This is a genomic window from Agrobacterium salinitolerans (assembly GCF_002008225.1).
Lineage (GTDB): Bacteria > Pseudomonadota > Alphaproteobacteria > Rhizobiales > Rhizobiaceae > Agrobacterium > Agrobacterium salinitolerans.
The window spans coordinates 82199-102793 of sequence record NZ_MRDH01000039.1; the positions used below are offsets into that span (position 1 = coordinate 82199).

22 protein-coding genes are annotated in these 20595 nt (G+C 59.7%); 13 read left to right on the forward strand and 9 right to left on the reverse strand.

Annotated features, from left to right (window positions below):
* Positions 1-3: 3 nt before the first annotated feature.
* The 4 genes from BS627_RS23155 (at position 4) to ppa (ending at position 5457) form a co-directional block, all read left to right on the forward strand.
* Positions 4-2064 carry a M3 family metallopeptidase gene (locus tag BS627_RS23155; RefSeq protein ID WP_077985587.1) on the forward strand — a complete coding sequence of 687 codons (2061 nt, stop codon included), beginning with the start codon at positions 4-6 and terminating at the stop codon, positions 2062-2064.
* A gap of 149 nt (positions 2065-2213) precedes the next feature.
* Complete coding sequence (gene typA / locus BS627_RS23160; protein WP_077985492.1) at positions 2214-4037, forward strand: translational GTPase TypA; 1824 nt, start codon at positions 2214-2216, stop codon at positions 4035-4037.
* Positions 4038-4247: 210 nt separating this feature from the next.
* Positions 4248-4754, forward strand: a complete 507-nt coding sequence (locus tag BS627_RS23165) for a GNAT family N-acetyltransferase (protein ID WP_077985493.1) — start codon at positions 4248-4250, stop codon at positions 4752-4754.
* Positions 4755-4923: 169 nt separating this feature from the next.
* Positions 4924-5457: an inorganic diphosphatase gene (ppa, locus tag BS627_RS23170; RefSeq protein ID WP_003523485.1), complete on the forward strand. Its 534-nt coding sequence runs from the start codon at positions 4924-4926 to the stop codon at positions 5455-5457.
* Between the two features lie 6 nt (positions 5458-5463).
* Here the strand turns inward: ppa and BS627_RS24680 are convergent, their stop codons facing one another.
* Positions 5464-5769, reverse strand: a complete 306-nt coding sequence (locus BS627_RS24680; protein ID WP_165691370.1) for a DUF167 domain-containing protein — start codon at positions 5767-5769, stop codon at positions 5464-5466.
* Positions 5766-6056 carry a YggT family protein gene (locus BS627_RS24685; protein ID WP_003523487.1) on the reverse strand — a complete coding sequence of 97 codons (291 nt, stop codon included), beginning with the start codon at positions 6054-6056 and terminating at the stop codon, positions 5766-5768. The genes BS627_RS24680 and BS627_RS24685 overlap by 4 nt, the downstream gene beginning before the upstream one ends.
* Positions 6057-6300: 244 nt before the next feature.
* Between BS627_RS24685 and BS627_RS23180 the strand changes: the two genes are divergently transcribed.
* A complete protein-coding gene (locus tag BS627_RS23180) occupies positions 6301-7533 on the forward strand; it encodes an MFS transporter (RefSeq protein WP_077985588.1) in 1233 nt (410 codons plus the stop codon).
* A 78-nt stretch (positions 7534-7611) separates the two neighbouring features.
* On the opposite strand, the gene BS627_RS23185 is transcribed toward BS627_RS23180, so the two are convergent.
* From BS627_RS23185 to hemC, 6 genes are all read right to left on the reverse strand, one after another.
* Complete coding sequence (locus tag BS627_RS23185; protein ID WP_077985495.1) at positions 7612-8343, reverse strand: glutamine amidotransferase; 732 nt, start codon at positions 8341-8343, stop codon at positions 7612-7614.
* Entirely contained in the window at positions 8333-8821 is a 489-nt protein-coding gene (locus BS627_RS23190) for a tellurite resistance TerB family protein (RefSeq protein WP_077985496.1), read from the reverse strand. The genes BS627_RS23185 and BS627_RS23190 overlap by 11 nt, the downstream gene beginning before the upstream one ends.
* Positions 8822-8835: 14 nt before the next feature.
* A complete protein-coding gene (locus BS627_RS23195) occupies positions 8836-10452 on the reverse strand; it encodes a heme biosynthesis protein HemY (RefSeq protein WP_077985497.1) in 1617 nt (538 codons plus the stop codon).
* A 4-nt stretch (positions 10453-10456) separates the two neighbouring features.
* Positions 10457-11902 (reverse strand): COG4223 family protein, encoded by a 1446-nt coding sequence (locus BS627_RS23200; RefSeq protein ID WP_077985498.1) that lies wholly within the window; start codon positions 11900-11902, stop codon positions 10457-10459.
* 73 nt (positions 11903-11975) lie between these two features.
* On the reverse strand, positions 11976-12716 hold the full coding sequence (locus BS627_RS23205; RefSeq protein WP_077985499.1) for a uroporphyrinogen-III synthase: 741 nt from the start codon (positions 12714-12716) through the stop codon (positions 11976-11978).
* A gap of 4 nt (positions 12717-12720) precedes the next feature.
* Positions 12721-13650, reverse strand: coding sequence for a hydroxymethylbilane synthase (gene hemC / locus BS627_RS23210; RefSeq protein ID WP_077985500.1), 930 nt, complete (start codon positions 13648-13650; stop codon positions 12721-12723).
* Positions 13651-13723: 73 nt separating this feature from the next.
* Between hemC and tsaD the strand changes: the two genes are divergently transcribed.
* The 5 genes from tsaD (at position 13724) to BS627_RS23235 (ending at position 17286) form a co-directional block, all read left to right on the forward strand.
* Positions 13724-14821, forward strand: coding sequence for a tRNA (adenosine(37)-N6)-threonylcarbamoyltransferase complex transferase subunit TsaD (gene tsaD, locus BS627_RS23215; RefSeq protein WP_077985501.1), 1098 nt, complete (start codon positions 13724-13726; stop codon positions 14819-14821).
* Complete coding sequence (locus BS627_RS23220; RefSeq protein ID WP_077985502.1) at positions 14821-15804, forward strand: NAD(P)H-dependent glycerol-3-phosphate dehydrogenase; 984 nt, start codon at positions 14821-14823, stop codon at positions 15802-15804. The genes tsaD and BS627_RS23220 overlap by 1 nt, the downstream gene beginning before the upstream one ends.
* An 86-nt stretch (positions 15805-15890) precedes the next feature.
* A complete protein-coding gene (locus BS627_RS23225) occupies positions 15891-16184 on the forward strand; it encodes a YciI-like protein (RefSeq protein WP_052818748.1) in 294 nt (97 codons plus the stop codon).
* 6 nt (positions 16185-16190) lie between these two features.
* Positions 16191-16634 carry an EVE domain-containing protein gene (locus BS627_RS23230; RefSeq protein WP_003492407.1) on the forward strand — a complete coding sequence of 148 codons (444 nt, stop codon included), beginning with the start codon at positions 16191-16193 and terminating at the stop codon, positions 16632-16634.
* 7 nt (positions 16635-16641) lie between these two features.
* Positions 16642-17286: a class I SAM-dependent methyltransferase gene (locus tag BS627_RS23235; RefSeq protein WP_077985503.1), complete on the forward strand. Its 645-nt coding sequence runs from the start codon at positions 16642-16644 to the stop codon at positions 17284-17286.
* Here the strand turns inward: BS627_RS23235 and BS627_RS23240 are convergent, their stop codons facing one another.
* Positions 17287-17655, reverse strand: a complete 369-nt coding sequence (locus BS627_RS23240; RefSeq protein WP_165691381.1) for a hypothetical protein — start codon at positions 17653-17655, stop codon at positions 17287-17289.
* Positions 17656-17961: 306 nt separating this feature from the next.
* Between BS627_RS23240 and sdhC the strand changes: the two genes are divergently transcribed.
* The 3 genes from sdhC to sdhA are packed head-to-tail and all read left to right on the forward strand — an operon-like array spanning position 17962 to position 20595.
* On the forward strand, positions 17962-18354 hold the full coding sequence (gene sdhC, locus BS627_RS23245) for a succinate dehydrogenase, cytochrome b556 subunit (RefSeq protein WP_077985505.1): 393 nt from the start codon (positions 17962-17964) through the stop codon (positions 18352-18354).
* A gap of 11 nt (positions 18355-18365) precedes the next feature.
* Complete coding sequence (gene sdhD / locus BS627_RS23250; protein ID WP_077985506.1) at positions 18366-18746, forward strand: succinate dehydrogenase, hydrophobic membrane anchor protein; 381 nt, start codon at positions 18366-18368, stop codon at positions 18744-18746.
* Positions 18747-18753: 7 nt separating this feature from the next.
* Positions 18754-20595 carry a succinate dehydrogenase flavoprotein subunit gene (gene sdhA / locus BS627_RS23255; RefSeq protein ID WP_077985507.1) on the forward strand — a complete coding sequence of 614 codons (1842 nt, stop codon included), beginning with the start codon at positions 18754-18756 and terminating at the stop codon, positions 20593-20595.

The following is a 20595-nucleotide window of genomic DNA, read 5'->3' on the forward strand; positions in this document are numbered from 1 at the left end:
GAAATGCCATCCAAGACCGCGCTTTATCCCGCACTCGTTGACTGGAACGGCCATAATGGTCTGCCGAAATTCGATGCGGTCAGGGATGGGGATTTCGCTCCGGCCTTCGATGCCGCCCTTCTGTCCCACGAACACGAAATCGATGCGATTGCCGGCAATTCTGAGGCCCCGAGCTTCGAAAACACGGTGACCGCGCTCGAAATCGCAGGCGACGATCTTTCGCGCATTTCGGCGCTGTTCTGGAACAGGGCAGGCGCCAATACCAATGGCGTGATCCAGGCGCTGGAGCGGGAGATCGCGCCGAAACTGTCGCGGCACTATTCGAAGATCGGCATGAACGAGGCCCTGTTCAAGCGGATCGACACTTTGTGGGAAAAGCACGAGGCGCTGGGGCTGACGGGTGAGGAGAGCCGAGTTCTTGAGCGGCACTGGAAGAGTTTCGTGCGCTCCGGCGCCAAGCTGCCGAAGGACCTGCAGGAACGGCTGGCGGCGATCAATGAGGAACTTGCCGGTCTCGGTGCGAGATTCGGGCAGAATGTGCTGGCGGATGAAAAGAACTGGAAGCTCCTGCTTTCCACGGAAGAGGAACTTACCGGCATTCCCGATTTTCTGCGAGACGCGATGGCGGGTGCTGCCCGTGAGCATGGCGAGGACGGCAAATTTGCCGTTACCCTTTCCCGATCCATCATCGAGCCTTTCCTGACCTTTTCCGAGCGCCGCGATCTGCGCGAGCAGGCCTTCAGGGCGTGGGTGGCCCGTGGCGAGAATGGCGGCGGGACCGACAATCGCGAGATCGTCCGCCGCACGCTCGAATTGCGCGAGGAGAAGGCAAAGCTTCTCGGTTACGCAAATTTCGCCGCCTACAAGCTCGATGATACGATGGCGAAGACGCCGGATGCCGTGAACGGTCTTCTGGGGCAGGTCTGGGAAAAGGCCGTGCGCCGTGCGGGCGAGGAGGAGGCCGAACTGGCCGCCATCATCGCTAAGGAGGGAAGGAATCACGAGGTGCTGCCCTGGGACTGGCGGCATTATGCCGAAAAGCTCCGGGCACGGAAATTCAGCTTCTCCGAGGCTGAATTGAAGCCCTATCTGCAGCTCGAAAAGATCATCGAAGCGTGCTTCGATGTGGCCGGGCGGCTGTTCGGGATTCGGGCGGTCGAAATCAAAGGCGTCGCGGCCTATCACCCGGATGTGCGGGTTTTCGAAATCAGCGATGAAAAGGGCGGTCTGAAGGCCATGTTCCTCGGCGATTATTTCGCCCGTCCCTCCAAGCGGTCCGGCGCATGGATGAGCTCCTTCCAGTCGCAGCATAAGCTGCCCCTCAAGAACGGCACGGTCGGAGAAATACCGATCATCTACAATGTCTGCAATTTCGCCAAACCGGCCGAGGGCAAACCCGCGCTGCTTTCGCTCGACGATGCGCGCACGCTGTTCCATGAATTCGGCCACGCATTGCATGGCATGTTGTCGAATGTCACTTACCCTTCCGTTTCCGGAACGGGTGTCTCGCGCGATTTCGTTGAATTGCCGTCGCAGCTTTACGAACATTGGCTGACGGTGCCGGAAATTCTCGAAAAATACGCCCTGCATTATGAAACAGGCGCGCCGATGCCGAGGGCGCTACTGGACAAGGTTCTGGCTGCGCAGACCTTCAATGCCGGTTTCAGCACGGTGGAATTCACCTCGTCGGCGATTGTCGACATGGCGTTTCATACCCGCGACAACGTCGGTGACCCGATGGCCGTGCAGGGTGAGGTCCTTTCCGCGCTCAACATGCCGAAATCCATCGTCATGCGCCATGCGACGCCGCATTTCCAGCATGTGTTTTCCGGCGACGGTTATTCCGCCGGATACTATTCCTACATGTGGTCGGAAGTGCTGGACGCCGACGCCTTTTCGGCATTCGAGGAAACCGGCAATGCCTTTGATAGCGAGATGGCGCGACGGCTGAAGGATAACATCTATTCCGTTGGCGGCTCGATCGATCCGGAGGAGGCCTATCTTGCCTTCCGCGGCAAGATGCCGAGCCCGGACGCCATGCTTTTAAAGCGCGGTCTCCTATAAGAGACTGTCATATTTCTGAGTTAGAAGCTGAGCGCAGGGGGCTTATGACATGAGCCCCCTTTCGCATTTGCAAAAAAAAGGTTATGAGCGCGCCAAACTAAATTGGCGTTTCTCATCAATATAGCGCCCAACCTCAGAGATTTTAAACAATGGCACTTCGCAACATCGCGATCATCGCGCACGTTGACCATGGAAAAACGACGCTTGTTGACGAGCTTCTGAAGCAATCCGGTTCGTTCCGTGAAAACCAGCGCGTGATGGAGCGCGTGATGGATTCCAACGACATTGAAAAAGAGCGCGGCATCACCATTCTCGCCAAGGCGACCTCGATCGAGTGGAAAGATACCCGTATCAACATCGTCGACACCCCCGGTCACGCCGACTTCGGCGGTGAAGTCGAGCGTATCCTGTCGATGGTGGATGGCGCCATCGTTCTGGTCGATGCTGCCGAAGGCCCGATGCCGCAGACCAAATTCGTGGTCGGCAAGGCGCTGAAGGTCGGTCTTCGCCCGATCGTCGCGATCAACAAGATCGACCGTCCGGACGCCCGCCATGAAGAAGTCGTCAACGAAGTGTTCGACCTTTTCGCGGCGCTCGACGCCACCGACGAACAGCTCGATTTCCCGATCCTTTACGGTTCCGGCCGCTCCGGCTGGATGAACGTCAATCCGGAAGGCCCGACCGACGAAGGTCTCGCGCCGCTGCTGGATCTCGTCGTCAAGCACGTTCCGGAGCCCAAGGTCGAAGAGGGGCCGTTCCGCATGATCGGCACGATCCTTGAGGCTAACAATTTCCTCGGCCGCATCATCACCGGCCGCATCGCCTCCGGTTCGATCAAGCCGAACCAGGCCGTCAAGGTTCTGGGCCAGGACGGCAAGCTGATTGAAAACGGCCGTATCTCGAAAATTCTCGCTTTCCGCGGTATCGAGCGCACCGCGATCGAAGAAGCCCATGCGGGCGACATCGTCGCCATTGCCGGCCTCTCCAAGGGCACCGTCGCCGATACCTTCTGCGATCCTGCCGTCATGGAGCCGATGCAGGCGCAGCCGATCGATCCGCCGACGGTTACCATGTCCTTCATCGTCAACGATTCGCCGCTCGCCGGCACCGAAGGTGACAAGGTCACGAGCCGCGTCATTCGCGACCGCCTGTTCAAGGAAGCCGAAGGCAACGTTGCGCTGAAAATCGAAGAATCCGCCGATAAGGATTCGTTCTTCGTCTCCGGTCGCGGTGAATTGCAGCTGGCGGTTCTGATCGAAAACATGCGCCGCGAAGGCTTCGAACTTGCCGTTTCGCGTCCGCGGGTTGTCATGCACAAGGATGAAAACGGCCAGCTTATGGAGCCGGTCGAAGAAGTCGTCATCGACGTTGATGAAGAACATTCCGGTGTCGTTGTTCAGAAGATGTCCGAGCGCAAGGCCGAGATGGTCGAGCTTCGTCCATCGGGCGGCAATCGCGTCCGCCTGGTCTTCTTCGCGCCGACCCGCGGCCTTATCGGTTATCAGTCTGAACTTTTGACCGACACGCGCGGCACGGCTGTGATGAACCGTCTGTTCCACGACTACCAGCCTTACAAGGGCGAAATCGGCGGCCGCGTCAACGGCGTTCTGCTGTCGAACGAATCCGGCGAAGCAGTCGCCTATGCCCTGTTCAACCTTGAAGATCGCGGCCCGATGATCATCGATGCCGGCGAGAAGGTTTATGCGGGCATGATCATCGGCATTCATAGCCGTGACAACGACCTCGACGTGAACGTGCTGAAGGGCAAGAAGCTCACCAACATCCGCGCCGCTGGCAAGGATGAGGCGGTGAAGCTCACGCCACCGATCAAGTTCACGCTGGAGCGTGCGCTGTCCTGGATTCAGGATGACGAACTCGTCGAAGTTACGCCGAAGTCGATCCGTCTTCGCAAGCTCTACCTCGATCCGAACGACCGCAAGCGTTTCGAAAAGGCAAAGCTTGCAGCCAGCTGATCGGCTTGATCCATGCTTTCGAAAAACCCGGCTTTGGCCGGGTTTTTTTATGCGTTCGTTTTTATGTGCGTATGAGTCGAAAGGCGCTTTGCCAAAGGTTAAGGATGCGTTAATTTTTCATGGTCGTCCACATGAATAGGCTGTGGGTAAGCTTGCCGGCGTTAACCTTTATGACTGGTAAGTTTCCGTGGCCGGGGCCAGAATCGCGTTATGAAAACGTTATCCATCGATGTTCGCCGTGCTGAACCGCATGACGCGCGCGCCATCTCCGAGGCGCACCGTCTGTCGTGGCAACAGGCCTATGCAGGGCTTATCCCGCATCGGCCGTTGATGCAGATGCTCGAGCGTCGCGGAGAAATCTGGTGGAAGAAGGCGACCAGAGGCTCTGCGACAATGCTGGTGGTGGAGGTGGCCGGTGTGGTTGCCGGATATGCGACACTGGGCCTCAGCCGGGCACGCGGGCTGCCGCAAGACGGCGAGATATACGAACTTTATCTCCGACCGGAATATCAGGGCATCGGGCTTGGCTCGCTGCTGTTTACGGAAGCGCGCAGATTGCTGACCTCGCTTGGCTGCAACGGCATCGTTGTTTGGTGCCTTGAAGACAGCGATGTGGCCAACCGCTTTTTCCGATCTCACGGCGGCCGCGATATTGCCGAAGGCATGGAAGACTTTGACGGCAAGTCGCTTCGCAAAGTCGGTTTCGTCTGGAATTGACAAATAATGCCCCGGTGATTTGGGCCGGGGTTCATTCTCGCGGACGGCCATGCGCCATTGCGATAGCCTCAAATCCCGCATTCTGCCTTATCCGCCCAAAGCCATGTTGCAATGCGGCGACTTTCCCAGTATCGAAAACCAAATCCAACCCGTCGAATGAGGGAAGCGAATGCGTATCGATGCAATTTCCGTAGGCAAGAATCCGCCGGATGACGTGAATGTCATCGTTGAAGTGCCGGTCGGCGGACATCCGATCAAGTACGAGATGGACAAGGATGCCGGTGCGCTGATCGTCGATCGCTTCCTCTACACGCCGATGACCTATCCGGGTAACTATGGCTTCGTACCGCACACCCTGTCCGACGATGGCGATCCGATCGACGTTCTCATCTGCAATACCCGTCCGCTGGTTCCAGGCTGCGTCATCAATGTCCGCCCCATCGGCGTGATGATCATGGAAGATGACGGCGGTAAGGACGAGAAGATTCTCGCCGTGCCGGTTCCAAAGCTGACACGCCGTTACGACAAGGTCCACAATTACACCGACCTGCCGGAAATTACGCTGAAGCAGATCGAGCACTTTTTCGAGCACTACAAGGATCTGGAGCCCGGAAAGTGGGTGAAGATGGGCGGCTGGCAGGATGTTGATGTTGCCAAGAAGCTGATCGTTGAAGCCATTGAGCGTTACAAGGCGCAGGGCTGATCTGCCTTAAAGCTTTTTAAATAGCTCGTCGAAATCCTCCGGGTCGGTATCGATCCGGAGGATTTTTTTACGCGCTGTTTCGCCTGAAACGAAGCTGATGGATGATTTCGGCAGGCCGAGTTTTTTTGCCAGGAAGACAATCAGGGCCTTGTTGGCCTTGCCGCCTTCCGGCACGGCGCTGACACGGGCCTTGAGATGCGTGTTTCCTTCCGCATCCTTTTCCACGCCGTCGATGGCGTCCCGCCCGCCATTCGGTGTGAGGCGGACGGTCAGGCGGACATGATCACCGTGCTTCTGCCAGCAGCCGCTCAAGCGACCATCGGGTAAAGCGTGTTCCACATGAAGGAGCGGATGAAGAAGATGATCAGGAGCACGATGATCGGCGAAATGTCGATGCCGCCGAGATTGGGCAGAATGCGGCGGATGGGTCGCAGAACCGGTTCCGTGACATTGAACAGAAAGCTGCCGATGGCGTTCACGAACTGGTTGCGGGAATTGATGACGTTGAAGGCGTAAAGCCAGGAAAAAATAGCGCTGGCGATCAGCACCCACGTATAGAGGTTCAAGGCCAGATCGATGGTCTGAAACAGGGCAAGCATCAATATCTCCGTATCTTGGTTGCAAGACATTTAGACATTCGCTGGTGAACCGGCAAGTCTTGCCCCTGATCGTAATGAACTTTGGCCTCATCGACCGGCGATCATGGCAGTCCGGCTTGTGGCCTTGCAGCGGGAATTCGCACAAAACCGCCTGCACTTTTCGTCATCCATCGATGAGGGCTGGCGATTCCTGCCATATCGCTCTATTGCAAAGCTCTCCTATTGTCTCGCGAGCACCCAGCCGATGTCCCTCCCTTCCGCCGATAATCGCTTTGGCGCATTCCGGCATAGTTCCTATCGCCGTTTTTTCAGCGCCCGGTTTTTTTCGGCCTTCGCCATCCAGATCGTCAGCGTCTCTGTCGGCTGGCAGATGTATGAGGTTACCGGCAACGCCTTTTATCTCGGCCTGATCGGTCTTTTCCAATTTCTGCCGTCGCTGCTTCTGATCCTCGTCACGGGAACGGTCGCCGACCGGCACAATCGCCGGCGCATCATGGCCATATGCCTGCTGATCGCGGCGCTCTGCGCTGCGGCGCTTCTTAGCCTCACGCTGATGCACAGCTTTTCGCCCTGGCCGGTCTTCGCCATTCTCGTCGTCTTCGGCATAGAGCGGGCCTTCATGGGGCCGGCGGTGCAGTCGCTGGCACCCAATCTCGTGCCGGTCGAGGATTTGCCGAATGCTATCGCATGGAATTCGTCTTCATGGCAGATGGCGTCGATTCTTGGCCCTGTCGCCGGTGGTCTGCTTTATGGTCTCGGGGCCTCCGTCGCCTATAGCGTAGCGCTCGTGCTTTTCATTGTTTCCGCGGCGCTTGCAGTAGCAATCCGTAAGCCGGAACAACGCGGCCCGGCAAAAGCCATCAGCCTCGAAACCATGCTGGCCGGGTTCAAATTCATCTCCCAGGAAAAAGTCGTCCTTGGCGCGATCTCGCTTGATCTTTTCGCGGTGTTGCTCGGCGGTGCTGTTGCGTTGATGCCGATTTTTGCCAAGGAAGTGCTGACGCTCGGCCCATGGGGCCTTGGGCTTCTGCGTGCCGCGCCTGGCATCGGGGCCATCACCGTTGCGGTCATTCTGGCCTTCAAACCCATTCGTCACCACGCCGGCCTGCTGATGTTTACCGGCGTCGGCCTCTTCGGCATCTCCACTGTGGTTTTCGGACTGTCGCAGACCGCGTGGCTGTCCATCGCCGCGCTGGTGGTCATGGGCGCATCGGACATGGTGTCGGTTTATGTGCGCGAGACCCTGATTGCGCTCTGGACACCGGACGAGGTACGCGGGCGTGTGAATGCGGTTAATATGGTCTTTGTCGGCGCATCGAACGAGCTGGGCGAGTTTCGTGCCGGCACCATGGCTCATGTCGTCGGAGCGGTGCCCGCAGTCGTCATCGGCGGGGCGGGTACGCTTGCTGTGGCGGTCATCTGGGCGCTCGGTTTTTCCAAGCTGCGCAAGATCGACAATCTGGATGCGCCGCACTGATGGCGATGGGGCTTAGATCGTTTTGTTTTTACGCATTTTCCGAACGTAAAACCGCTAAGCACTTTTACTGGAAATGCTCTAGCGCTGCGCCTTGCCTTCAAAAACCAGATCGAGAAAATTGCCGAGCCATGCCCTGAGAGGCGTGTCGAACAGCATGCGGCCTTCCAGATGCTGGCTGCCCACCTGTGCATTGGGCATGCCGAACCTCTGGGCGCCGCGCACCACCCAACTATGCATCATGGCGCGGGTCAGTTCGGCGTGAAACTGCAAGCCCCAGGCATTTTTTCCATAGCGATAGGCCTGATTGGGGTAGGTCTCGCCCGAGGCCAGAAGTTCGGCTCCGCGCGGCAGCTCGAACCCTTCCTTGTGGAAATGATAGACCATCTTCGGCCAATGCGGCATCAAAAGCCGCCCATGTTCGGTGGCATGAAGCGGATACCAGCCGATTTCGACCTTACCGTCCCTGTCGGCCTCCACCTTGCCGCCCAGATGTTTGGATAGCATCTGCGCGCCGAGACAGATGCCGAGAAAGGGCTTGTTTTCCTTCAGCGGCACCTTCAGCCAGTCGATCTCGGCTTTGACGTAGTCATGAGAATCGTTGGCGCTCATCGGGCCACCGAAGATGATGGCGCCCGCGTGTTTCTCCAGCGTCTGCGGCAAGTCGTCGCCGAGTGCGGGTCGCCTTATATCCAGACGATACCCTTTTGCCACCAGCATCTGGCCGACACGGCCGGGCGTGGAACGTTCCTGATGCAGGACGATGAGCAGCGATGGTTGTTTTTCCTGTTGCCTGGAAGGGTCAAACAGCATCGTCTTCGTTTTCGCTTTCTTCAGCGGGCCCGGACCTCGTGGCGGCCTGCTGACGTTGCAGAACCCTGTCGCGCACGGATACACCGAGCAGATCGGCTACCCGCCAGATCACATGGTCTTCCATTTCGCTTCGTTCGCCGTCAGCGTAAACAATATCCCATAATATTCCAATAAGCTCCACGCGTTGATCTTCGTCGAGATGGCGGCGGATATCGGCGGTGAAGCGGTAATAATCGACGGCCTCCTTGCCCGCCTCCTGGCCGGCGGTGAGAAGGGCATCCAGTTTGCCGCCATCGAGATGGTAATATTCATGCAGAATCTCGCGCAGGCGGTCACGCTCGCTTTTCGAGACGGTGCCATCCGCTTCCATCACCTGGAAAGAGAGAGCTGCCACCGCAACCCTCAGATCGTCCGGGCTGAAATCACCCGCATTCGGGCCGACGAGGTTTTGAATAAACGATTGTATTTGTTGGAACATCGATAGCCTGTTGGTCAGAAGAGTTTGAGCCGCGTCTTGGGTTCGGCTTCCGCGCCTGATTTCTTGACGCCCGGATCATCCGGCGCGCCGCCGAAAAACGGTACGGCCTCCGCCTTCCCATTCGATGCATCGGTTTCCACCGGCGCCTCGATTGTAACAGGCTTTTTCTCCTTTGGGACCGATACGGCCGGTTTGACCTCAATCGGCGCGGCCGGGATCGGTTTCGGTTCGGCGCGTGTCTCCGGCGCTGCTTCTGCAATGATTGTCTTTGCAGCCGGTTCGGCCCTTGCCGGTGCTGCGGCAATCGCATTTTCGATCGTGAGATCCTCGACGGGGCCTTCGAGTTGCCCGAAAGGCGCTTTCCATTCGAAGGCATCGAGACGGCCGGTAACGGGCGACACCGGCAGCCATTTCTCTGAAACAATACCATCGGCAACCCAGGCGGGGTCGCGCGGCGCGCGCAGCGCCTGTGCCATCCAGTAGCGTACCCGGCCCTGATCACCGGTTTCGGCTTCCTCGATGTCGGCCATCAGCAGGAAGATGCTTTCGCGTGGCTCAATCCGCGCGGCGGCTTCGGCCTTGGCCCGCGCCTTGGCGAATTCCTTGGCGTCGAGCGCTGCCTGCGCGACCGCGAACAGGGATTCGATATTGTTGGGCTTCAGGCTTTCCAGCCGCTCAGCCCGTTTCAGCCGGTCGATGGCGGTATCACCGCTGCGGGCGCGGACATAAAGTTCGGCGAGTTGCGGATGCGGATCGTGTTTCCAGACGGGTTCGAGAACCGTGGCCGCCTTGCGCAGATTGTCCTCGCGCAGATAGGATTTTGCTGCGATCAGCGCTGCCGGAACGAGGCTCTTGGCAAGCTTGAGCGCATGTTTGGCATCCTCGCGGGCACCCACGGGGTCGCTTTCCAGCTTTTCGCCGGCCTTGGCGGTGAGAAGCACCGCTTTCAGCCGTTCCGCCTCGCCGCGTTCGATGACACTGGCCGCCCTCTGCTGGTCGAGCAGGCGTATGGCATCGTCCCATTGTCCGTTGCGACAACGATTTTCCAGCGTCGCCTGTGCTGCCCAGGGCAAATAGGGCGCCTTTTCCGCCGCATCCTCGGCATATTGCTGGGCGGCTTCGTAGGCGCCCTGACGGCGCGCCTCGATATAAAGGCCCCGAAGGCCAAGTTCGCGGGTTTCGGGATCGCGGGCCATGGCTTCGAATTTGCGCCGCGCCGCGTCATATTTTCCTTCGATGAGATCGGCCTGAGCGTCGAGCAGGTGGATCAGTGGCTCTTGATCGGCGCTGAGCAACCCCTGTGTTCGTGCCGTCATCTTCCGGGCAAGGAGGGCATTGCCGGCGCCGGCGGCAATGAGACCGGTGGATAGCGCCTGATAACCACGGTCGCGCTTGCGGGCGCGGAAATAACGACGCGCGGCATTGGGCGAGGTCCAGATGGCGTTGACGACCCACCAGACCAGCATAACGGCGGCGACCAGCGCCGCAATTATGGAGGCCGCGACCATCAGGCTCATTTCGATCAGCTGGCCTTGCCAGACGATGGATAGCACGCCCGGCCTGTCCGCCAGCCAGGAAAAACCGAAGCCGAGAGCCAGAACGATAACGGCGAAAGTCAGAATTCTGGTCATGCCCTTACCCCTGCCTGCCGGTGCTGGTGATGGCGCGGTTCAACGTGCCGCCGACCAGATTTTCGACCTCGATGCGCGCATCCAGCGATTTCTTGTAATCGGCCGATGCCGTCTTGGCGGCATCGGGAAGCCCGTTCCATTCAAGCGCCGCGCCTTGCAGATCGCCGTTGCGCAGCTTGTTTTCCATGCGCGCAATCTGGGCTTCGGGGGTCTCGCCCTCGATATTTCCGACCGGGCGCACCTTCACCAGCGAAAAGGCGCTTTCCGTCAGGCGTTCCATAATGCCCTGATTGGGGTCAGGCTGGTTGATGGCCGACAGCATCGCATTGGCAACATCGGGGAATTTCTGCATCAACTCGGAACGCGACGGTACGCCGGTTGCGGCGAAGGATTGCAGCGATGCGATGGCCGGATCATCAGGCGTGACCTTCGATAGCGTGTCGAGTTCGGTGAGGAACGGCCCACCGCGATCGATCGCGGCCTTCAGCGCGGCGGAAGCAATGGCGCGGGCGACTTCGATGTCGTCGCGCGGCTCGTTGATCTTGGCTTCCGCATCCGCAAGACGGCGTGTCAGTTCCGCCGTCGCCGATGCCTGCGCGGATCGCTCCGACTGGAGGGTGGATTCCAGCGCGGCGATTTTTTCCGACAGTCCATCGATTTGTGGGGTCTCACCCTTTGCGCCCTCGAGGGTTGCGATGCGCTGTTCCAGCGCCGAGGTATCGGCGGCAGGCGCATTGGCAAGCTGCTGCCGTAAGCTGCTCAGATCGGTTTTCAATGCGGCGATTTCCTCGCTTCCCGCCTGGCCTGCATTAAAGGAGGGCAGGATGCCGGCATATTGCATGCTGCCTGCGGCGGTGAGCGCCACAAGGCCGCCGACGATACCCGCCGCGATGAGGCCGGAGGTCGCCGCCTGTTTGCGCTCCACCTGATGTGGTGTGGAGGGCTTTGCCGGTCCTGAGGAAGAGGTTGCCGTCGATGGTTTTGCAGCGCCGTCGCTGCTGGATGCGCTGGAGGACGCTGTCGAGCCGAAGGCCGGCTTCGCCGCAGCCGCCGCAGCGGCGCTCGTGTCAGTGGCGCCCGTCGACGGTTTTGTATCGGCTTTCGGCGGAACAGGGGCCGTCGAGACAGCCTCTTTCTGTTTGCCCGCAGCGCTTTCAGCCTTGGGCGCCGTGGCCCCGGATTCAGCTTTGCCGATATTGGGTTCGGGCTCGATAGGGGATTTCTTGGGCTGGTCCCAGACGGGGGCGGGGTTACCCGTTGCGGCTGCTTGCGACTTTGCGGCCGAAACTCCAGGCCCTGCGGTAGCCTCCGGTGTTTTGTCACCGGACTTTTCGTCCGTCTTCGCAGCGTCCACGTCGGCGGAAATTGCTTTCACGTCTTTGGCGTCCAGGTCGATGGTGACCGGTTCGGCTTTGGACTTGGAGTGGCGTGGCGGCTTTCCCGATACCATGACAACCTCATTTCTGCCTGCAGTAATCTAAACCTAGTCAGTGACGGCGGCAAAGGAAAGAGGCGAGCTCGAATTAGGTTCCAGAGTTATGGCGCAGAAGTTCGAACATTGCCGCCTCGTTCGGCTCGCTGGCGGCCTTGGCGTTTGCGCGGAAGATTTGAGGAACGAGAGACAGCACGTTGCGGCTGATGCAGATGATTTGTGTCGTTGCCAGCGCCGCCACGTATTTTTGCGTCGATACATGATGAAAAAAGGCCCGCGCTGCTTCCGATGAATAGAGCAGGACCACATCGGCAGCGCTTTCGACAAACGCCGTCCCAAGCATTGTCTGCGAAATGCCGGAGGGCAGCATCTCGTAACAATCTACCGTTCTGAAGGGAATGCCAGCGGCGGCAAGGCCCTTCTCCAAGGTGGCGCCACGGGGTCTGCCGGCGAGATAAAGCAGCGGTGCTTCTTCGGAAAACAGAATCTGGTGCTCAGCTACCAGTGCGGTCAGACTGGCGGCGTCGCCGGAGGCGGTGAAAATCTGTTCGAAGCCGGTTTTTTCCGCCGCTTCCGCCGTTGCTCCGCCGACGGCGAAAAGCGGTTTTGACAGATAGGGAGCCAGCCCGTCCCGGGATGTTTCCAGCGCCCGCAGCGCCTCGGCGCTGGTCACCGCGATGGCCGCCAGCGGGGCGGATAACGCCGAGACGGCGCGTTCCCCATGATGGACAGGATAAAACAGCGGAAGAAGCACCGGCTCATGCCCAAGTGCTTCAAGCTTTGCGGCCGTCCTTTCGCCCGAACGCTGCGGCCGGGTGACGACGATCCGCATCGCCTCAGCTCCAGCCTTCGAAGAAATTGCTGCCGGCCTTGGCGCGCACATCTTCGCCGGCCTGCCGGCCGAGCGTTGCCGCATCGCGGCGGTTGCCGGAGATTTCGATGCCGTGGCTCGTCTGGCCATCGGGGGTGAGGATCAGGCCGGAAAAATGCAAGTCGTCGCCGTCGCAGGTGGCGTAGCCGGCAATCGGCGTGCGACAGGAACCATCGAGTGCTGCCAGAAAGGCGCGCTCGCAGGTCACGGCATCATGAGTGGGCCTGTCGTTTATGGGAGCGAGCAGTTTGTCCATGCGCGTATCGCCGATGCGGCTTTCCACGCCGATTGCGCCCTGGGCAGGAGCCGGAGGGAATTCCTTCGGGTCGAGAATTTCCGTCGGCACATTGTCCTTGCCGAGCCGCTTCAGGCCGGCAAAAGCAAGAAGTGTGGCATCCGCCTGGCCTTCTTCGAGCTTGCGCAGACGCGTATCGACCAGACCGCGGAAAACGATGACGCTGAGATCCGGACGCAGGCGGCGGATCAGTGCCTGACGGCGCAGGGATGCGGAGCCGACAACGGCGCCATGCGGCAGTTCCAGAAGCTTCGGTGCCGTGCGACCAATGAAGGCGTCGCTTATGTCTTCGCGCGGCAGGAAAGCGGACAGATAGAGGCCTTCGGGCAGAACGGTCGGCATGTCCTTGGAGGAATGCACGGCCATATCGAGTTCGCCTGATAGAAGCTGGTTTTCCAGCTCCTCTGTGAAGAGTCCTTTTCCGCCGATCTCCGACAAAGCGCGGTCGGTTATCCGGTCGCCTTTGGTGGACAGCACGACGATTTCGAACATTTCTTCCGGCAGGCCATGCGCCGCCATCAGCCGGTTGCGCGTCTCGTAAGCCTGCGCGAGCGCCAGCGGGCTGCCGCGCGTGCCGATTCGGAAAGGTTTTGTTTGCATCCGCGTCTATCCATTGTTACCGGAGTTGTCTTAGACCAACTCAGCGCATGATCGCAATGAACGAACAGATTTGATGGCCCCCTTTCTTCGTATTCTTGGCATAGAGACAAGCTGTGACGAAACCGCTGCATCCATTGTGGTTCGGCATGCGGACGGGCGTGGTGAGATCGTCTCCGACGTCGTTTTGTCGCAGCTGGAGGAACACAGCGCTTATGGCGGTGTGGTGCCTGAAATTGCCGCCCGCGCCCATGTCGAAGCGCTGGATACGCTGGTGGAAGAGGCGCTGGAGCAGGCGGGCGTCACTCTTGCCGATGTCGACGCCATTGCCGCCACATCCGGCCCCGGCCTCATCGGTGGCCTGCTGGTGGGGCTGATGACCGGCAAGGCTATCGCCAAGGCGGCCGGCAAACCGCTTTACGCCATCAATCATCTGGAAGGCCACGCGCTGACGGCGCGGCTGACCGATGGTCTGTCGTTCCCGTATCTGATGTTGCTGGTGTCCGGCGGCCACACCCAGCTGGTGCTGGTGCGCGGCGTGGATGACTACGAACGCTGGGGAACCACCATCGATGACGCTTTGGGGGAAGCCTTCGACAAGACCGCGAAACTTCTGGGCCTGCCCTATCCTGGCGGGCCTGCCGTAGAGAAAGCGGCGGCAAAGGGTGACCCGGACCGTTTTCCGCTTCCGCGCCCGATGGTGGGAGAGACACGGCTCGATTTTTCCTTCTCGGGCTTGAAGACAGCGGTGCGGCAGGCCGCGACCGCCATCGCGCCGCTTTCGAAGCAGGATATTGCCGATATCTGCGCTTCCTTCCAGAAAGCGGTGTCGCGCACCCTGAAGGACCGTATCGGCCGTGGCCTTGCCCGTTTCAGCCAGGAGTTTCCGCAGCTGGAGACGACACCTGCGCTGGTCGTCGCCGGCGGCGTTGCGGCCAATCAGGAAATCCGCCAGACGCTGCAGTCGCTTTGCGATACCCATGGCTTCCGTTTCGTTGCGCCGCCGCACCGGCTTTGCACGGATAATGCGGCGATGATCGCCTGGGCGGGACTGGAGCGCATGGCGGATGGCCGTGACCCCGATCCGCTCGAAATCCCGCCGCGCTCGCGCTGGCCGCTGGACGGCAACGCGGAGACACTGATCGGTTTCGGTAAAAGGGGAGCCAAGGCCTGATGCAACGGGAAAAAATCGTCGTTATCGGCGCCGGCGCCTTCGGAACAGCGCTTGCCGTCGTCATTGCGTTGGAAAACCGGCATGACGTCACCTTGCTCGGCCGTGATCCATCGCTGATGGCCGATCTGGAAGTTGATCGTGTTCACGAGGCGGCTCTGCCGGGTGTCGATCTGCCGGACGCGCTTGAATTTTCGGCCGAGCCGGATGTGCTGGCTGGCGCCAATATCGTGCTCTTCGCCATGCCCTCACAGGCTCATGCGGATGCGGCCCGTCACTACGGTCCTTATCTGGCTAATGACTCTATCGTCGTCACCTGCGCGAAGGGCATCGACCGCAGCTCCGGCCGACTGCTGACGGAACTTCTGGAAGCGGAATTACCGCATCATCCGATTGCGGTTCTCTCCGGTCCGGGATTCGCGGCGGATATTGCGCGCGGCTTGCCGACGGCCATGGCGATTGCGGCGGAAGACCCGGAGGTTGCCGAGCGGCTTGCGACCACGATTTCCGGCAGGACCTTCCGGCTTTATGCCTCGACCGACCGCATCGGCGTGCAGCTGGGCGGGGCGCTGAAGAATGTTCTCGCCATTGCCGCCGGCATTGTTGAAGGCGCTGGCCTTGGTGATTCCGCCCGCGCGGCGCTGATCTCGCGTGGGCTTGCCGAAATGTCGCGGCTCATCGTCGCCATGGGCGGCAAGGCGGACACGGTGCGCGGTCTCTCGGGCCTCGGCGATCTGGTGCTGACCGCCACCAGCCACCAGTCGCGCAACCTGCGTTTTGGTATCGCGCTTGGCCGGGGTGAGGGTAAGGACATGTCCGGCGGGCTGGTGGAAGGCGCCTTCGCTGCTGCCGTCGCCGCCCGGCTCGGGGAAAGTCACGCTGTCGACATGCCGGTTACCGAAGCGGTGGCCGCTATCATTGACGGCAATCTGGATGTGGCGAGCGCCATGCAACAATTGATGACACGGCCGATCACCACCGAGTGAGGTGGGCGGTCAAATGATGTTTTACGCATGTCCTGATCCCGAAACCGCTGACGCTTCGGGGGACATGCTCCAGCAAGGAGACGACAATGCTGTTTGCCTTTATCTGCAAGGACAAGCCGGGCCATCTTAACGTGCGCATGGAAACGCGCCCGGCCCATCTGGAACATCTGAACAAACTCAATGCAGAAGGCACGCTGAAGATCGCCGGTCCGTTTCTGGATGCCGAAGGCAAGCCGAATGGCAGCCTCGTGATCGTGGAAGCTGCCGATATCGATGCGGCCAAGGCCCTTGCCGACGCCGATCCCTATGCCAAGGCCGGCCTGTTCGAAAGTGTCGATGTGAAGCCCTATAACTGGGTCTTCAACAATCCGGGGGCGTGATCGGATATGGCGAATTATTGGCTTTACAAGTCCGAGCCGTTCAAATGGTCCTGGGAAATGCAGAAGGCCAAGGGTGAGGCCGGTGAAGAATGGACCGGCGTGCGCAATTATCAGGCGCGCAACAATATGCGCGCCATGAAGATTGGCGACAAGGGTTTCTTCTACCACTCCAATGAGGGGCTGGATGTCGTCGGCATTGTCGAAGTCTGTGCATTGTCGCATCCGGATTCGACTGCGGAAGGAGATCTGAAGTGGGATTGCGTCGATATCCGTGCCGTCTGCGATATGCCGCAACCGGTTTCGCTGAAGGATGTGAAGGCCAACCCGAAGCTGGAAAAGATGTCTCTCGTCACCTCCATGCGGCTTTCCGTGCAGCCGGTGACGGAGGAGGAGTATCTCGAGGTTTGTCGCATGGGTGGCCTCGCCAATCCGCCTAAGTCACCGGACTGATGCTTCGGTGAGGACCGATCCCCAACGCTTCATTCTCGACAACACAGGCATTATGCATCCGCCGCATGTGCCGGAATTGCGTCTTCATCTTGCCACGGAGGCTCATGAGCTGTGGCTGAAGACGGAGGAAGAGCTGCAAGAGATCGGCTTGCCGCCACCGTTTTGGGCCTTCGCCTGGGCTGGCGGGCAGGGGCTTGCTCGTTATGTTCTCGATCATCCTGAGAGTGTTTGCGGCAAGTATGTGCTGGATTTCGCCAGTGGCTCCGGGCTGGTTGCCATCGCGGCGGCGAAGGCCGGCGCAGCCAAGGTTCTGGCAGCCGATATCGATCCGTGGACAGAAACGGCCATTCGGTTGAATGCTGCACTCAATGGCGTGGATATCGGCTTTACGGGGTTAGACCTAGTCGGCAAGCCGGTCGAGGCCGATGTCCTGTTGGCGGGCGATGTGTTCTACGACCGCGACTTTGCCGATCTTCTCGTGCCGTGGTTTCTGGCGCTGACGGCGAAGGGTGTGAGCGTCCTCGTCGGCGATCCGGGGCGGGCCTATCTGCCCAAAGAGCGCCTTCGCGCCGAGGCGACCTATCAGGTGCCGGTGACGCGGGCGCTGGAAGACAGCGAAGTGAAGAAGACCACTGTGTGGCGTTTTATCTGATCAGGGCCTGATGATGCAGACGCCATGCTCATACGCGCAGGCATCGTCGGCGTTTTCGGCATGGACAGAGATGATTGTCGCCCTGGGGGCCAGTTGCATGCCCGTTTTATCGGCTGCACCTCTTCGTGAAAATCCGCTGTTGATCGCGAAATAGTTGCCGTTCCCGCGCACCCGCAGGGCTGCTATGCCGCCGACATAGGTGCCGCCGGGAAGGGTTGATGGCAACCCATCGGTGGAGAAGCTTACATCGGATTGATGATGCCGATATTGGTGGCGGCCATAAAAATCCTCTGCCGCCGCCGGTGGCACGGAGGCGAAAATTGCGCCAGCGACCGTCATGGTCAGGGCGGCGATTCGACGCTGTAACATGAGCCTCATGCTCCGGTTTTTGAGGTTAACCAATCGTAAATTACACCTTTTCTGAATTACGTAAAGGTAAATATTTCGGGGGCGTAAATCTTGGAAACGCTCGATTTTTTATTTTGACGCAAAAAAATTCCAAAAAAAAATCGTGAACCAATCGATTAAATTCGAATCGGCCGTGAAATGTGCTTGTGGTGACGCTGCCATGTGATTAAACGTCGCGGTTGGTGCAATGCACATTCTTTCGTCATGTGCTGTTGCTTGGGGGCGTCCTTATCTGATGGGCGCACGGGAAAACGCCGCGAGGTTCTGATGGCGAATGCGACTAATAACCGGCCTCTGTCGCCGCATCTTCAAATTTACAAGCCGATTCCGACGATGGTTGCATCCATCGTGCACCGCATCACCGGCGGCGCGCTTTATTTCGGAACGCTTCTGGTTGCCTGGTGGCTGATCGCGCTTGCCTCGGGTCCTGCCTATTACGACTGGGTCAACTGGGCGATGGGCACCATCATCGGCAGGCTCATCCTGATCGGTTACACCTGGGCTCTGGTTCACCACATGCTGGGTGGTCTTCGCCACTTCATGTGGGATCTGGGTCATGGCTTTGAAAAGCACTTTACCACCAAGCTGGCAAAGGCCTCGTGGGTCGTGTCGATCTGTCTGACCGCGCTGATCTGGGTCATTGCCCTGATCGTGCGCTGAGGAGATTTTTCATGGATATGCGTACACCTCTCGGAAAGGTTCGCGGTCTCGGCTCTGCCAAGGAAGGTACGGACCATTTCTTGCGCCAGCGCGTCACTGCGGTCGCCAACGTTCCGCTGCTGATCTTCTTCGTGATCTTCCTGATCAAATATGCCGGCGCGCCCTATCCGGAAGTCGCCGCCGCGCTGTCGAACCCGCTCGTTGCGGTCATCATGGCGCTGGTGCTGGTCTCCGGCCTCATCCACATGAAGCTCGGCATGCAAGTCATCATCGAAGACTACGTTCACGCCGAGGTTTCGAAGCTCGTTCTTCTGATGCTGAATACATTTTTCGCGATCCTCATCGGTGGCCTTTCGATCTTCGCCATCCTGAAAATCGCATTCGTAGGATAAGTTCGCCATGGCTTCGATCAGTTCACCTTCCCAGAATGGCAAGGCCTATACCTATGTCGATCACTCCTATGACGTGATCGTGGTGGGCGCCGGCGGCGCCGGTCTGCGCGCCACGCTCGGCATGGCCGAGCAGGGTTTCAAGACCGCCTGCATCACCAAGGTTTTTCCAACGCGCTCCCATACCGTCGCAGCGCAGGGCGGCATCGCCGCATCGCTCACCAACATGACGCCCGACTGTTGGCAGTGGCACCTTTACGATACCGTGAAGGGCTCCGACTGGCTGGGCGATGTCGACGCGATGCAGTATCTCGCCATGGAAGCGCCGAAGGCGGTCTATGAGCTTGAGCATTACGGCGTGCCTTTCTCGCGTAACGAAGAAGGCAAGATCTACCAGCGTCCGTTCGGCGGTCATATGCAGAATTACGGTGAAGGCCCGCCGGTGCAGCGCACCTGTGCCGCCGCCGACCGTACCGGCCACGCCATTCTGCACACGCTTTATGGCCAGTCGCTGCGCAACAATGCGGAATTCTTCATCGAATATTTCGCGCTCGACCTCATCATGTCGGCAGACGGTCGTTGCACCGGCGTCGTTGCCTGGAACCTTGATGACGGTACGATCCATCGCTTCTCCGCCAAGATGGTGGTGCTGGCGACCGGCGGTTACGGCCGTGCCTATTTCTCGGCGACCTCTGCCCACACCTGCACCGGCGACGGCGGCGGCATGATCGCCCGTGCGGGCCTGCCTCTCCAGGACATGGAATTCGTGCAGTTCCACCCGACCGGCATTTACGGCGCAGGCTGCCTGATCACGGAAGGTGCGCGCGGTGAAGGCGGTTATCTCGTCAACTCCGAAGGCGAGCGCTTCATGGAGCGTTATGCTCCTTCGGCGAAGGACCTTGCCTCGCGTGACGTTGTCTCCCGCTGCATGACCATGGAAATCCGTGAAGGCCGCGGCGTCGGCAAGAACAAGGATCACATCTTCCTGCATCTCGATCACCTCGATCCGGCGATCCTGCACGAGCGTCTTCCGGGCATTTCCGAAAGCGCCAAGATCTTTGCCGGCGTTGACGTCACACGCGAGCCGATCCCGGTTCTGCCGACGGTTCACTACAATATGGGCGGCATTCCCACCAACTATTGGGGTGAAGTGCTGAATGCCGATGCCGACAACCCGGAGCGCATCGCGCCCGGCCTGATGGCTGTGGGCGAAGCTGGTTGCGCCTCGGTTCACGGCGCGAACCGCCTCGGCTCCAACTCGCTGATCGACCTCGTGGTCTTCGGTCGTGCTGCCGCTATTCGCGCCGCCCAGGTCATCGATCGCGATGGGCCGGTTCCGGCTCTCGACGTTGCGGCCTGCGACAAGATCATGGAACGCTTCGACAGCCTGCGTTACGCCAATGGCTCGACGCCGACGGCGGTGCTGCGTGACAAAATGCAGCGCGCCATGCAGGACGATGCGGCCGTGTTCCGCACGCAGGAATCGCTCGAAAGCGGTTGCCAGCGTCTTTCCGCCATTTGGAAGGAACTTCCCGACGTCAAGGTCACCGACCGTTCGATGGTCTGGAACTCCGATCTGGTCGAGACGCTCGAGTTGCACAACCTCATGGCCAACGCGATTACCACGGTCTACGGCGCGGAAGCGCGCAAGGAAAGCCGCGGCAGCCACGCCCGTGAGGATTTCGTCGACGGTCCGTTCGCTGGTCGCGACGACGTGAACTGGCGCAAGCATACGCTCGCCTGGGTCAGCCCCGAAGGGGACGTCAAACTCGACTATCGCCCGGTTCACACCGACCTCATCGCCGACGGCATCGATCCGAAAAAGATCGAGCCGAAGGCGCGAGTATATTGA